General features: G+C 68.0%; 13 protein-coding genes. All 13 read right to left on the bottom strand.

Annotation, left to right across the window (positions count from 1 at the left end; all coding sequences use genetic code 11):
• Positions 1-11 precede the first annotated feature (11 nt).
• A complete protein-coding gene (gene gspN / locus AC1PLS_RS03820; protein ID WP_102255680.1) occupies positions 12-695 on the bottom strand; it encodes a type II secretion system protein N in 684 nt (227 codons plus the stop codon).
• Between the two features lie 32 nt (positions 696-727).
• Entirely contained in the window at positions 728-1204 is a 477-nt protein-coding gene (gene gspM, locus AC1PLS_RS03815) for a type II secretion system protein GspM (RefSeq protein ID WP_184432135.1), read from the bottom strand.
• Positions 1201-2289, bottom strand: a complete 1089-nt coding sequence (gspL, locus tag AC1PLS_RS03810; RefSeq protein WP_184432137.1) for a type II secretion system protein GspL — start codon at positions 2287-2289, stop codon at positions 1201-1203. Before gspL ends, gspM begins: the two co-directional genes overlap by 4 nt.
• Complete coding sequence (gspK, locus tag AC1PLS_RS03805; RefSeq protein ID WP_481104228.1) at positions 2286-3278, bottom strand: type II secretion system minor pseudopilin GspK; 993 nt, start codon at positions 3276-3278, stop codon at positions 2286-2288. The genes gspL and gspK overlap by 4 nt, the downstream gene beginning before the upstream one ends.
• Positions 3275-3898, bottom strand: a complete 624-nt coding sequence (gspJ, locus tag AC1PLS_RS03800) for a type II secretion system minor pseudopilin GspJ (RefSeq protein WP_104609280.1) — start codon at positions 3896-3898, stop codon at positions 3275-3277. The genes gspK and gspJ overlap by 4 nt, the downstream gene beginning before the upstream one ends.
• A complete protein-coding gene (gene gspI, locus AC1PLS_RS03795; RefSeq protein WP_065032091.1) occupies positions 3895-4275 on the bottom strand; it encodes a type II secretion system minor pseudopilin GspI in 381 nt (126 codons plus the stop codon). The genes gspJ and gspI overlap by 4 nt, the downstream gene beginning before the upstream one ends.
• Positions 4259-4741, bottom strand: coding sequence for a GspH/FimT family pseudopilin (locus AC1PLS_RS03790; protein ID WP_481104227.1), 483 nt, complete (start codon positions 4739-4741; stop codon positions 4259-4261). Before AC1PLS_RS03790 ends, gspI begins: the two co-directional genes overlap by 17 nt.
• A 27-nt stretch (positions 4742-4768) precedes the next feature.
• Positions 4769-5233 carry a type II secretion system major pseudopilin GspG gene (gene gspG, locus AC1PLS_RS03785; RefSeq protein ID WP_104609279.1) on the bottom strand — a complete coding sequence of 155 codons (465 nt, stop codon included), beginning with the start codon at positions 5231-5233 and terminating at the stop codon, positions 4769-4771.
• A gap of 28 nt (positions 5234-5261) precedes the next feature.
• Positions 5262-6458 (bottom strand): type II secretion system inner membrane protein GspF, encoded by a 1197-nt coding sequence (gene gspF, locus AC1PLS_RS03780; RefSeq protein WP_104609293.1) that lies wholly within the window; start codon positions 6456-6458, stop codon positions 5262-5264.
• Positions 6445-7932 carry a type II secretion system ATPase GspE gene (gene gspE / locus AC1PLS_RS03775; protein ID WP_481104226.1) on the bottom strand — a complete coding sequence of 496 codons (1488 nt, stop codon included), beginning with the start codon at positions 7930-7932 and terminating at the stop codon, positions 6445-6447. Before gspE ends, gspF begins: the two co-directional genes overlap by 14 nt.
• Positions 7933-7936: 4 nt before the next feature.
• Complete coding sequence (gspD, locus tag AC1PLS_RS03770; RefSeq protein WP_481104225.1) at positions 7937-10018, bottom strand: type II secretion system secretin GspD; 2082 nt, start codon at positions 10016-10018, stop codon at positions 7937-7939.
• Positions 10015-10827, bottom strand: coding sequence for a type II secretion system protein N (locus AC1PLS_RS03765; RefSeq protein WP_481104224.1), 813 nt, complete (start codon positions 10825-10827; stop codon positions 10015-10017). Before AC1PLS_RS03765 ends, gspD begins: the two co-directional genes overlap by 4 nt.
• Before the next feature lie 136 nt (positions 10828-10963).
• Positions 10964-13615 carry a TonB-dependent receptor domain-containing protein gene (locus tag AC1PLS_RS03760; protein ID WP_481104223.1) on the bottom strand — a complete coding sequence of 884 codons (2652 nt, stop codon included), beginning with the start codon at positions 13613-13615 and terminating at the stop codon, positions 10964-10966.
• Positions 13616-13692: the final 77 nt, after the last annotated feature.

Below are 13692 nucleotides of genomic sequence, written 5' to 3'. Positions count from 1 at the left end.
GCAACAGCGTTCTAGCGCAATTGCCCCTGGTCGATGCGCAACAAGCTGCGCTCCGGGGTGGCGGCAAAGCCCAGCAACTGCAGGCCCACGCCCAACACTGCGTCCTGCCCCGGATCGATGCGTGACTGCAATTGCCAACGCCCATCGCGCCACACTTGCAGCTGTGCATCGGCCTGCACGCCGGCAGGCAACGGTGCATCGGGTAGCAGACTCAGCACGGCGCTGTCATCCACGCACCGCGGCTGCCCGGACAAGCGCAACGGCGGTAGACCGGGCAGCTCGCCCGCCCCGCTCGCCAGCAGTTGCAGGCCGACCCGGCCACCTGCCTGCACGCAACCGGTGGCATCGAACAGCAGATCCACCTGCTGCAGCTCCACCGCCAGATCGATCAAGGCCATGCCCGCCGGCTGGCGCAACAGCAGCTGGCCCTGCGCATCGCCGATACCGTGTTGCGCGCCATCCACCAGCAGCAGTTGCAGCTGCGGGGCCTGCAGGTGCACCTGGCGCTGTCCACGCAACAGCGGCCAGATGCGCGGCCGCACCATGACATCGCCGAAGGCGATGCCTTGCCATTGCACCTGCCGCAAGGTGCCGGCCCATACCGGCCCCTCCACGTCCAGCGCCGAGAACGGCAGCCCCTCGCGTGGCAACACCAGGCGCAAGGGCAGCCATGCCAGCAGCGCAACGCCCACCATCAACAGGAAGACCAGGGTCCAACGCAGGCGCGTCACGGTGCAGGCTCCGCAAACCCGCAGCGTACCCGCAGTTGGCCCTGGTCGCGCACGATGCTCAGCTGCGTCGGCGCCAGGCCATGCGCCTGGCGCAGCCGCTCCAGCCAGCCGAACAAGCTGGCGGCGCTGACCGCATCGATCTGCACGTCCACCCCGCCCGCTGCGTTGCGCTGCTGGGCGGTGATGCCGATGCCGGCATCGCGTGCGCTGCTTGCGATGAGCTCGTTCAGTGCCGCCGTACCAGGTGCAGCGGTACGCCTGCTCGCCGATGCCTGCGCAGATGCATCCAGCACCAGCTGCGCCGCAGCGGCATAGCGCGCCTGCGCCTGGGCACGCCAGTGCCGCAACGGGGTGTAGAGCGCATACCAGGCGACGAACGCGGCCACGGCGGCGCACATCACGCCCAGCATCAGCCGCTCGCGCGGCGCACGCGTCTGCCACCACTGCATGCCGCGTTGTACAGGTGCAGTCATCGCAATGGCTCCAGCACGAACGGCGTCCGCAGGCGATCGTCCTCGCCCTGGCTGCTGCCGGGCTGCAGTTGCCACCCCTGCCCGGCCAGCCGCGTGGACAGCTGTTGCAGGCTGGCGCCATCGGCGTGCAGCAGGGTGCCGCGCAGCGGCTGTGTGGCGTGATAGTCGATCTGATCCAGTTCCGCCGCCGGCATGGCATCGACCGCTGCGAACAAGTCGCCGAGCTGCATGGCCAGGCGATCGGCCGCTGCACCGGTATGCCGGCGTGCCTGCAGCGCGGCCGGCACCGCCGCTGCATCGCGCACGCCCAACTGCGCGGCGGCTCGCGATTGCAGCAGGCGCGCGCCGATTTCGTAGCGCAGTGTCTGCGCCAGCACCAGCACCAGCGGCGACAGCAGCACCAGCGCGGCCAGCGCCGCAAGACGGCGCGTAGTGACCGTGCGCTGCGCGGCCGGCCGCGCAGCGAACACGTGTTGCAGCAGGTTGATCGGTGCGCGCGTGGCGCCTTGCGCAAGGCAGGCAATGGCGTGCGCGGTGTCCTGCGCTGGCGGCTGTGCCGGCGCGCGCGCGCCCAGCAGCATGCGCGCGGCCTCCGGCTCCAGGCTGCAGGCCAGGCTTGCGCCACGGATCAGCCAGCGACCGTCCCAGTCCACCACTGCCGCCGCAGCGTCCGCGCCGGGCTCCAGCAACAGGCAATCGGGCACCACCGCATCGGGGACGACGCCCAGCTGCGTTGCGCGCGCCAACCACTGCTGCATCGTTGCGCCATCCACCGCAGCCACCAGGCGCGTGCCATCGGCCTCGCTGCGATCGGCGATCACCACATGCAGCGCCGGCGTCTCCACAGCCAGATGTTCGGCCAGTTGCAGGCGCGCGGCCGCGACCGACTGCGCGATGCTGCGGCCGGGCAGGCTCAGCCAGCGCAGATGCACATCCACGCCCGGCACCACCAGCACGCTGCGTGCGGACGGTTCATACGGCGCGCTGGCCACGCGCTGCGACAGCACCTGGCCATGCGCGTCCACACGCACGACGATCGCGTGCGCGGTGGCATCGGCGGGCAGCAACAGCAAGGTGGTACTCATTCGTCGGAACTCCATTGGCGCGCCACCAGCCGCACGCGCCCGGCAGGATCCTGCTGCAGCAAGGCGTCCAGCACGACCTGCGCGCCGGCATGGTCGACCTGGCTGTAGAGGGAAAAATAACGGGTGCGTAATTCGATCTGTTCCAGCGCTGCATTGGAAAGCTCGGCCTGGATCAGCGCAGGCAGGCTCAGGAAAGTTTTGACGTCGCGCCATCCTCCGGCCGGCCGCGCGGCGATGACGCGGCGCGCAGCCGGCAATTCCAAAGCGCCTTCGGTCAGCGCCACCAGCACCGGCGCATCCTGCAGACGCAACGTATTGATGTTGACCGGCGACAGCCGCGCCTCCGGCAGTGCGCACACGTGCGGCCGCAGCTGCGCGATCACCTGCGACGTGTAGCCGGCGATGGCACGCAGCTCGCTGACGCCCGCCAGCAGGGTCGCCCCGCTGCGCAACGGCACTGCCGATTGCAGGTAGCGATCGTCTTCGGCGCCCTGCGCACCGGGCTGGCTATCGCTGTCGATCCAGTCCACCAGCGCATCGGTCAGCGCCTGCGCCTGTTGCGGTGCAATGCCCAGCACCTCCAGCAAGGCGCGGTACTGCGCTGCGCCGTCGTCGCTGCGCTGCCATTGCTCGGGCGCACCGGCGACCACGCTGTTGAGATTGAAGCAGCCGCCGCGGTCGCGCAGCCGCACGCTCACTGCGCCGTCGTCCAGCGGGAAGGTCACCGGTTGATCGTTCCAGCCACCCTCCAGCGTGGTGCGCATCGGGTCGCGCCTGGCCAGTGCCTGCAGGCGTTGCCGGGCGATGGTTTCGGTGCCCAACGCATACCACTGCGCCTGCGTCATCGCCTCGCCGTTGCCGCTGCGGCGCAGGCCAAAGCGCAGATCGTCCAGCACTGCGACCATCAGCAATGTCATCACCGCCACCAGCAACAGCACCGTCAGCAGTGCGACGCCGCGTTGCTGCCTGCGTGCGTTCAAGGCCTTCATCCGCGCCCCTCCGGCAGCAGGAACAACTGGCGCACGCGGCCCCATTGCTCCAGGTCCAGCTCCAGCGAGATCGCATCCGGCAACGCGTCGAGCCCGCCGCTCCAACCATCGCTCCACTGCGCGCGATAATGGAACCCGACCACCGCCGAGCGCACCCCACGCAACACCACCTGCGGCGGACCGGCGACTGCACCGTCGAGTGCGGGGCGTGCACTGCGCTCCAGGCGTCCATCGACCACGCGGTATTCCACGTATTGCAGCGACGCACGCGGCGCCTGATCCGGATTGCTCCAGCCGCGTCGCACAAAACCGAACAGCGGCCCCGGCACACCGGGTGGGCTGGCGACGAACGCGGTGCGTGCAGCGCCGCCCTCGCTGTTGCGCGTGCGCCGCACTGCGGCCTGCTGCAGGTCGCTGCGCAACAGGCCATGTGCAAGCTGGAACTCGCGGACCTGCTGCAAACGTGCACGCACCGCATCGCGCTGGTCGATGCTCTGGCGCATCACCACCACCGCGGCGACCGCCACCAGCGCGAACACCGCCAGCGCGACCAGCAGTTCGATCAAGGTAAAGCCTGCGCTGCCACAACTGCCCGCTGCGCTGCGAGGTGCACGCATCATTCGGCGCTCCGCAAGACGCTGAGGCTGGCGATTTCCTGCGCCTGCGCTGCGGCGCGCACCTGCACCTGGATGCGCACGATGCCGGTACTGCCGGCTGGCATCGACGTACGCCGCCAGTCCCAGCTGCGTCCGCCCAGCATTTCCTGCCCGTTCGCCGGCGCCACTGCTGCGGCGGTGGGCGCCAGCATCGCGTCGATCGCCTGATTCTCCGCAACCACCGCAGCCAGGGCGCGCTCTTCCAGCACCACCGCGGTACGCGTACTTTCGCCGGACAGGTTCAGCAGGCCAACCACGGCCATGCCGAAGATCGCCAGCGCGACCATCAGTTCGAGCAGCGAAAACCCGGCGCAGGCATGGGGATTACTGCAGGGGCGCATCGACCCGTACCACGCCGGCGGCGTCCACCACCACCTGCAGCTGCCGCTGGCCGTCGGCCAGCGCGATGCGTTGCGGCGTGGCCGCACCGGTGGGATCGAAGCGCACGCTCAACTGCGTCCCGCCCACCGGAAACTGCGTCTGCACGCCGGCAGGCCAGCGCATCGCGGCGAACGGTTTTTCATCCAGCGGCACCCAGCGTTGCTGCGCCTGGCGGCGGAACCTGTAGCCACCTGCATCCACGGTCACCTCGACCATGCGCAGGCTCAGGATGGCTTCGTCGCGTGCATGCAGCAAGGCACTGGCCAATGCATCGGCCTGGTCGTGCAGGTCGCGCCGCGTATCCGGCAAGGTCAGCACCACCAGCGTACTGGCCAGTGCGGTGATCACCAGGACGGCGAGCAGTTCGAGCAGGGTGAAGCCGCGCGCCTGCGCTCGCGACGCACATGCCCGTGCTTGCCTTGCCATGGCCGTTTGCGCGAGCACTGTTGCGACTCAGCGCCAGTTGCCGATATCGGCATTGTCGGCGTCGCCGCCTTCGGCACCATCGGCACCGAACGAGTAGACGTCGAAGCCACCACTGCGGCCCGGGCGGCGGTATTGATACGCATGGCCCCACGGATCTTCCGGCAGGCGGCGGATGTAGCCGCCCTGGCGATAGCGCTCGGGCCGGGTCAATCCGCTCGGCGCATTGAGCAAGGCCTGCAGGCCCTGTTCGGTGCTCGGGTAGCTGAGGTTGTCCAGGCGATAGGTCTCCAGCGCCTGCTCCAGCACCGCCACGTCGGCACGCGCCTTCTCGACCATGGCGCGGTCCTGGCTGGGCATCACGTTGATCATCACCACCGTGGCCAGCAGGCCGATGATGACGATGACCACCATCAACTCGACCAGGGTGAAGCCGCGCATTCGCGCTTGCGAGGACAGCGAGCAAGAACGTTGGCGGTGACGGATGGACTGCATGAGGATCTCCAGGGATAGGCGGCCGCGCTCAACCAAGCGCGAGGGTGTTGAATTGCAGGATGGGCAGCAGGATCGACAGCACGATCACCGCCACCACCCCGCCGAGCAGCACGATGATGGCCGGCTCCAGCAGGCTCATCGCCGCGGTGGTGAACGACTCGAACTCGCGCTCCAGATAATCGGCGGCGCGCTCCAGCATCGGCGCCAGGCGCCCGCTGTTTTCGCCGCTGGAGGCCATGTACAGCAGCGTCGGTGGAAACACGCCGGCGCGCTTCATCGCCGCGGCCAGGCTGCCGCCCTCGCGGATTGCCGTGACCATGTTGTCGGTGGCCAGCCGCAAGGCGCGGTTGTCGACGGTGCGCGCGGCGATCATCAACCCTTCCATCAGCGGCAGCCCGCTGTTGACCATGATCGCCAGCGTGCGCGCCATGCGTGCGGCGTGCAGGTCGCGGATCAACCGGCCGAGCAAGGGCGCGCGCAGCACCGCACGGTCGGCCGCCAGGCGTACCTCCGGGCGCTTGAGCAGGCGCAGCGCTGCGATCACCGCAATGACCAGTGCCACCAGCAACGGAATGCCTGCATGCAGCAGGAAATTCGACACGCCGATCACCGCGCGCGTCAGCCATGGCAACGCGCGGCCCATCGAATCGAACTGGTCCACCACCTTGGGCACCACGAAGGTCATCAGCACGATGACCACCGCACCGGCAGTCAGGGCCAAGGCCGCCGGATACACCAACGCAGACTGCAGCTTGCTGCGCACCTGCGCCTGCCGCTCCAGCAGGTCGGCCAGGCGCTCCAGCACCTGCGGCAGCGCCCCGGCACTCTCGCCTGCGGCCACCATCGCGCGGTACAGCGGCGGAAACGCAGTGCCCTGGCGCGCCATCGCATCGGACAGGCGGAAGCCCTCGACCACCAGCCCGTGCGTCTGGCCGGTGACCCGGCGCACGCCGCGCCGTTCGGATTGCGTGCCGATGGTGCGCAGCGCTTCTTCCAGCGGCGCGGTTTCCACCAGCGTGGCGAGTTGCCGGGTGAACAGCACCAGATCCTTGCCACTGAAACGCGCCGGACGCACGCTGCTGGCCGCCACCGCCGCCTCCACGCGTACCGGCACCCACTGCCGCTGCTCCAGTTGCGCACGCGCAGCCTGTACCGTGTCCGCGCTGATCACGCCCTGACGGCTGTGCCCATGCAGGTCGAGCACGGTGTAGTCAAACCGCGGCATGCGCATCGTCCTGCTGGCGGGTCACCCGCAGCGCTTCTTCCAGCGTGGTGAGGCCTTGCAGCACAGCGGCGCGCGCGGCATCGCTCAGGCGCGCTGCGCGTGCGAAGGCCGCTGCAGCCAGGGCATCCTCGTCGGCGTTGTCGCCGATCAGGCGGCGCATCGCATCGTCCACCGCGATGGCTTCGTAGATGCCCACGCGCCCGGCATAACCGCTGTGGCGGCAGGCCGCGCAGCCCACGGCGGCGTAGATGGTTGCATCGTCGGGCGCCTGCAACATCTGCCGCGTGCTGGCATCCAGCGGGCGCGGTGCGCGGCACTGCGTGCACAGGCGACGGACCAGGCGCTGCGCCAGAATCAGCCGCAGGCTCGACGCGAGCAGGAACGGTTCGATGCCCATGTCGCGCAGCCGCGTGACTGCGCCCACCGCATCGTTGGTGTGCACGGTGGACAGCACCAGGTGGCCGGTGAGGCTGGCCTGCACGGCGATCTGCGCGGTCTCGGCGTCGCGGATTTCGCCGATCATCACCACGTCCGGATCCTGGCGCAGGATGGCGCGCAAGCCGGCCGCGAAGGTCATGCCGACACGTGCATTGACCTGGGTCTGGCCGACGCCGTCGATGGCGTATTCCACCGGGTCCTCCACCGTGAGGATGTTGCGCGAGCCATCGTTGAGCAGGCTCAGCGCCGCATACAGCGTGGTGGTCTTGCCCGAGCCGGTCGGCCCGGTCACCAGCACGATGCCGTTGGGCACCTGCAGGGCGCGCTGCACGGTGTGCATCACCGCTGGTGGCATGCCCAACTGGGCCAGCGACAAGGTGCCCTGCTCCTTGTCCAGGATGCGCAGCACCACCCGCTCGCTGCTGCGCGTCGGCAGCGTGGACACGCGCACGTCCAGCGCCTTGGCGCCCATCACCAGCGACACGCGGCCATCCTGCGGGATGCGTTTTTCGGCGATATCCAGCCGCGCCATCACCTTGACCCGCGACACCAGCAACGGCGCGATGCGTCCGGGCAAGGTGGCCGCCTCGCGCATCACCCCATCCACGCGCAGGCGTACGCGCAGCCGCGATTCGTAGGATTCCAGATGTACGTCCGAGGCCCCCAGGCGCGCGGCCTCGGCGATGATGCCGTTGATCAGGCGGATGATCGGCGCATCGTCCTGGCTGTCGAGCAGATCGGCGGTAGGGATGTCGTCGATCAACGAATCCAGGCTGCCGTGCAGGTCCAACGCCTCGACCTGCACGCCCTGCTCCATGCCGGCATCGGCGTAGATCTCCGACACATGCCGGTCGAACACCGACGGCGCCAGCTTGCGCACCTGCAACGGCATGCCCAGCGCACGCCGCAGCTCGATCAGCGCCTGCACGTCGCCGCCTTCGCGCAGGCCGATCTGCGCGACGCTGTCGCTGCCCAGCAGCACCACGCCGTGGCGCTTGGCAAACGCGTAGGAAATGCTGACGCGCGCGGTGTTCATGGCATCAGCGCTGCGCGGGACGCGCGCCAGGCGCCGGCGTTGTTGCCGGTGCCGGCACGGCCGACGATGGGGCGGCCGGCAGCTGCGGCGGCTGCGCGCGCAGGTAGTCGCGCACCAACGCATCGAGCGCGGCTTCCGGGTCGCCATCGGCCAACTGGCGATCGCGCAAATAGGTGTAGCGCGGCGCGGTCATGCGCTGCGCATCGGCCGCGTCGCGGATGATGGTCGGGCGGATGAACACCATCAGATTGGTCTTGTCGCGATTGCGCGACTTGTGCCGGAACAGCGCGCCCAGCCCGGGTACATCGCCCAGCAGCGGCACCTTCTCCACGGTCTGCCGGTCGTTCTGGTCGAGCAGGCCGCCGAGCGCGACGATGGCGCCGTTTTCCACCACCACGCGGGTTTCGATCTGGCGCTTGTTGAACACCAGCTCCGACGACTGCGCGCTGACCGGCCCGGCAATCGCCGAGACTTCCTGCTTGATCGCCAGGGTGATGCCGCCGGCGGTATTGATCTGCGGGCGCACTTCCAGCTCCACGCCCACGTCCTGGCGCTGGATGGTGCGGAACGGGTTGTCGTTGGCCGCGCCCAGCACTTCACCGGTGGTGATCGGCACTTCCTGCCCGACCAGGATGCGCGCCTGCTCGTTGTCCAGGGTCATGATCGACGGGGTCGACAACAGGTTGGAGCCGGTGTCGCTCTTGACCGCATCGATGATCATGCCGAACACCGCATCGTTGCTCTGGCCGGCCAGCCCGATCAGGCCGCCGCTCAGGCCCAGCAGCGATTGCGCGGCCACATTGCGCGCCTGTTCCAGCACCGAATCGTCGTCGCCGTTGTTGCTGCGCGTGCCGGCCGCCGCTGCGGCCAATGGCACGATGCCCGGCGAGGCGCCGCTGTACTGCGTGACGATCAACGGCACCGTGCCATTGCGCCCGGCCAACAACAGCTGCACGCCCAGACGCTTGGCGGCGGTGTCGGAGATTTCCACCACGATCGCTTCGACCAGCACCTGCTCGCGATGCACGTCCAGCTGACGGATCACATCCATCAAGGCACGCTGGGTTTCCGGGTCGGCATTGATGATCAAGGCGTTGGAGCCGGGGTAGCGCACGATCACCGGGCGCTTGCCGGCGGCCGGTGTGATCACCTGCGTCTGTGCAGCGCCCGTAGCGCCGGCGGCCACATCCACCGCGCTGGAGCGCGTGTCCTGCCCGGGCTGTGCCTCGTTGCCCGGCGTCTGCCCGACCAGCTGCTGCAACACCGGCAGCAATTGCTCGGCGCTGGCGTGCTGCAGCCGCACCACGCTGACATCGCCGCGACGTTCGGCACGCCCGTCCAGATCCACCGCGGTGCGCACCACCCGCTGCACCAGCGCCGGGTCGCCGCGCACGATCAGCGAATTGCTGCTTTCCACCGGCAGCACCGACAGCACGTTGCTGCGCTCGCCCCCCTGCCCGAACAGCGAGGTCAGCGTGCGCGCCAGTTCCTGCGCGGAGCTATTGCGCAAGCTCACCGTGTCGATCGCCGCGCGATCGGTGTCGATCTGCGCGACCAGGCCGCGCACCCGGCGCAGGTTGTCGGCATAGTCGGCAATCAACAGGCTGTTGCCCTGCGGCATCGCCATGATCACGCCGCCGCGCCCGATCAAGGGCTTGAGGATCTCCGCGGCGCTGCGCGCGTCCACACGTTGCAGGGTGAACACCTGCGTGGCAAATCCCAGGTTGCCGTTGGCGGCGCTGGCCGGCTGCTGTGCAGCGGTATCGTCGGGAATGATGCGGTAGGTCGACGGCCCGCTGGACACCGCGATCAAGCCATTGGCACGCAAGACCGCCAGCAGCATGCCGAGCAGATCCTGTTCCGACATCGCCTGCGCACGCGCCACGTTGACCGTGCCCTGCACGCGCGTGTCCACGATGAAGGTGATGCCGGTAGCACGCGACACATCCTGGATGAAGGCGCGCAGGTCCACATCCTGCAGGCGCACGGCCGGCGCATCGGCGGCATGCAGCGACAGCATCGGCACCGCCGGCAGGGCGAGCAACAACGTGGCCGAAAACAGCCATCTGGGGCGGGCAGCAGTCATTGCGGGTGCTTCAAGGTCATGGTGTGGGTCTGGCCGTCGCGGCGGTAGGTCAGCGTGGCCGCCTGGCCATCGCGCAGTTCGTCCTGCAGCTCGCGCAGGTGTTCGGCATCGAGCGTGCGGCCATTGAGTTGGGTGAGCACATCGCCCGGCGCCAGGCCGGCCTGGCGCAGCAGCGCACCATCGCCGCGCGGCATCACGGTGAAGCCGCTGCCGTCTTCGCTTGCACGCAGCCCGGCGGTGGTGAGCAGTTGTTGCGGATCGACGGCCGCCGCCGTGGCCGTGCCAGCCGCAGTGCCGACATTCGACGTCACCGCAGGTGCGCCGCCCGCTGCTGCGGGCGCGGCCGTTGCCGGCGATGTAGCTGCCGCAGACGCGGTGGATTCCACCAAGGCCAGACGTCGCACGCCGCTACCGGTACGCAGCAGCACGTGATCGCTCGCGATCGCCTGCACCGTCACGCCAGGCACCACGCCATCGCCGATGCGATACGCCCCCTGCCTGCCGTCGCCGCTGCTCAGGAACGCAGCCGCTTGCGCGCCACCCGCGCGTACGCCATGCAACACGATGCCGTCGCTATTCGCCTCCGCAACGCTGCGATAGAACACATCGCGGCGCAGTGCCGGCAATTCAGCCTGTGCAGGCGTGGCGACCTGAGTGGTGCCCAACGGCCCGATCGGGGCGATCACCAACCACATCACGCGCGCGCACTGCAACGCGAGCAAGGCCAGCAGCACGCAGGCCAGTGCGCTGCGGCCGCGCGCCGACATCAGGGGTTTCAAGGAGGGCAAAGCGCGCTGCAAAGCGGACATCCGTCTCAGGATTGCGGTCGGATGACAGAATGCGGCAGCAATGTGTCAGTTCGAAGAAAGTGATGACACAGGCCGACACACGGCGACACGGACCCAGATGCAAACGCCCGCCATGCGAGGCACAGCGGGCGTCGGATCAGAAGCGCGCTGTCACACTCAGGTCATACGTCACGCCGGGCTGGTACTCGTACAGGTCCACCCGATTGCTGCCCAGGCTCTGATATTCCTGGTACTTGGTCTTGAGCAGGTTGCGTGCGGCGAAGTTCAACGACAGCGTATTGCCCGACCATACCAGGCCCTTCTTGATCACCAGATCCAGCGAGGTGCCGGGTTTGTCGATGTAATCCGGTTGCCCCGGCCGGCCACGCGCGGACACCCGCTCACCGACATAATTGGCGATCAAGGTGGCCTGGCTGTGGGTGCTCTCGCTTTCCACACCGATCTGCAGGTTGGCGATGTCATCGGATTGCCCCTGCAAGGCCGAGCCATCGCGGATGAACAAGGTCGCCTGCACGGGTGCAGTGAAGCCGAACGGCTGCACGGTGTCGCCATCGCTGGCACTCACCTCCGACTTGGTGCGCGTGTAGTTGCCGGACACGAACACCCGCTTGTCGCCCCACCAGTCGGCCGCGATCGGCAGGTCCAGATATTTCTTGGCCTCCAGTTCGATGCCGTACAAGGCGGCCTCGGGCGCATTGATGAAGCTCTGCACGATGCCGCCGCCGGGCGCATCGTTGACGATGGCTTCGATCGGCTTGTCGATGCTCTTGTAGAACGCGCCGACGGTGAAATACTCGCCCGGCTCGAAGAACCACTCGTACCGCGCATCCAGGTTGACCAGCTCGCTATCGACCAGGAACGGGTTGCCGAAGAACTGGCGGTCGATGTCCGGGTCCAGATACTGCTGCGGCGCCATCTCGCGGAACTGCGGGCGCGCGATGGTCTTGGACGCACCAAAGCGCAGCTGCTGGTTCTCGGCAAAATTCCAGGTCACCGTGGCCGATGGCAGCGCGTAGCTGTTCTCCAGCGGTGCCACGCTGTCCTGGCGCACGCCAGTGAAGATGTCGTACGGATGCACCGCCTGGGTGGCGTCTTCGTAGCGCACACCGACGGTGGCGCGCAGGGTCGGCACGATCTCGCCCTCGGCCTGCAGATACGCCGCCTTGACCTTCAGGGTCGCATCGTACGCGGCCGCACCGAAGCTGCCGGTGGTCTCGCGCAGGCGCAGCAGATCGTTGCTGAGGTTGTAATCGGAGATCAGGTAATCCACACGCTGGAACTGATTGTAGAACGGCAGCGGGCCGTCCAGCGCCAGGAAGCGGAACTCGCGGCTCCACGCGCTGCGATCGTTGTCCAGATAGGCCAGACCGCCCTTGACGGTGAAGTCGTGCTCGATCGGCAAACGCCAGGTCACATCCACCCCGCCGCTGGCCACCTTGTCGTCGACCTTGCTGAAGCGGGTGTAGTTCTGCACGCGCGAGGCATCATGCGCCCAGTAGCCATCGAGCAACTCGTAGCGAATGCCGGTTTCGTACGGCACATCGCGGCTGGCATTGGCCACCGCTGCGCGCCATTCGATCTTGAGATCGTCGTACTCGCCGAACGCGTGCGTGCCGCGCAGCTGGTTGTTGATCAGCTGGCGCTCGTACCACTCGGTGTTGTCGTCACGCACATCGAAACCGGCCAGCTCATCGCGGCCGGCACGGCTGCGCGCCACTTTCAAAGCATCGTGCACATACAAGGTGGTCCAGCCGATGGTGTGGCGGCCGTACTCCCAGCCCAGCCCCAGCATGCCGTTGGTGCGCACGTTGTTGCGGGTGGTGGCGAAGTCGTAGTTGGAATTGAACTCGACCGTATCGCCGACAAAGATGCCGTCCTGCTGCTTGCCGGTGCGCGTGCGCCACTCGTTGTCGTAACTGGCCACCGCGATGATGCCCAGCTTGGCCTCGCCCACGTCCATGCTGTAACCGGCACTGCCGCCGACATTGACGTCCGGGGCGATGCTGTCCTTTTCCTGCAGCACATACAGGTTGGCGTCGTTCAAGCTGCGGCCGATACGGCGGATGTCCTCGCGCGAGAAACTGCCCAGATCCACGCGCCGGCCGCTCTGGATCGCATCGCGCAACGCGGCAGGCTGCTTGCGGGTGCCGTCGTCGTAGCCCCATTCGTCATCGCCGGAGCCGTAATAGGTCAGGCCTTTTTCGCCGGTGCTGACGCTGTTGACGCCGCCACCCACGGTCAGCGACAGGAACGGTTTGTCCGGCACCGCCATCGACTGCAGATCGATCACGCCACCGCCGAATTCGCCCGGATAATCGGCCGAATAGGTTTTCTGCACGGTCACGCTGGCCAGCACGTCGCTGGGGAACAGATCCAGCGGCACCACGCGCTGCATCGGCTCGGGGCTGGGCAACGGCGAGCCGTTGAACAATGCCGACGAATAACGCTCGCCCAGGCCGCGCACATACACATACTTGCCGCGCGACAGGCTCAGCCCGGTGACACGCGTCAGCGCTACCGCCGCGCTGCTGTCGCCGGTGCGCTCCATGTCCTCACGGGTGACGAACGATGCCACCTCCGAGGTCTGCAGCATCGGTTCGGGAATGTACTCGCCGCGCACCACGACCTGGTCGAGTTGCTTGGGCGCACTGGTGGCGGTGCTGCTGCCGCTGGCAGAGCCGGCATCGGTGGTGGTCGACTGCGCCAGCGCAGCGCCGGAAAACAGCAAGGTGGAAATGGAAAGAGACAGGCCCGTCCGCGAGAGACGGGCGACAGCGGAGGTTCGCATCGTGGGAGCCCTGGCAACTGAAAGATGAAGCTGGACGCATCGCAAGGCAGCCGCGTGGGCTGCCTTGCGATGCTGTG

This window comes from Xanthomonas sp. NCPPB 3218 (assembly GCF_056725185.1).
The sequence above is the reverse complement of the archived record's forward strand: the minus strand, read 5'-3'. Positions and strand labels throughout refer to the sequence as shown.

Coding starts and splice junctions, on each gene's coding strand:
- gspM (WP_184432135.1), bottom strand. CDS start 1,204: ATGACTGCACCTGTACAACGCGGCATGCAGTGGTGGCAGACGCGTGCG.
- gspE (WP_481104226.1), bottom strand. CDS start 7,932: ATGAACACCGCGCGCGTCAGCATTTCCTACGCGTTTGCCAAGCGCCAC.
- gspF (WP_104609293.1), bottom strand. CDS start 6,458: ATGCCGCGGTTTGACTACACCGTGCTCGACCTGCATGGGCACAGCCGT.
- AC1PLS_RS03790 (WP_481104227.1), bottom strand. CDS start 4,741: ATGGCAAGGCAAGCACGGGCATGTGCGTCGCGAGCGCAGGCGCGCGGC.
- gspK (WP_481104228.1), bottom strand. CDS start 3,278: ATGAAGGCCTTGAACGCACGCAGGCAGCAACGCGGCGTCGCACTGCTG.
- gspL (WP_184432137.1), bottom strand. CDS start 2,289: ATGAGTACCACCTTGCTGTTGCTGCCCGCCGATGCCACCGCGCACGCG.
- gspI (WP_065032091.1), bottom strand. CDS start 4,275: ATGCGCCCCTGCAGTAATCCCCATGCCTGCGCCGGGTTTTCGCTGCTC.
- gspD (WP_481104225.1), bottom strand. CDS start 10,018: ATGACTGCTGCCCGCCCCAGATGGCTGTTTTCGGCCACGTTGTTGCTC.
- AC1PLS_RS03760 (WP_481104223.1), bottom strand. CDS start 13,615: ATGCGAACCTCCGCTGTCGCCCGTCTCTCGCGGACGGGCCTGTCTCTT.
- AC1PLS_RS03765 (WP_481104224.1), bottom strand. CDS start 10,827: ATGTCCGCTTTGCAGCGCGCTTTGCCCTCCTTGAAACCCCTGATGTCG.
- gspJ (WP_104609280.1), bottom strand. CDS start 3,898: ATGATGCGTGCACCTCGCAGCGCAGCGGGCAGTTGTGGCAGCGCAGGC.
- gspG (WP_104609279.1), bottom strand. CDS start 5,233: ATGCAGTCCATCCGTCACCGCCAACGTTCTTGCTCGCTGTCCTCGCAA.
- gspN (WP_102255680.1), bottom strand. CDS start 695: ATGGTGGGCGTTGCGCTGCTGGCATGGCTGCCCTTGCGCCTGGTGTTG.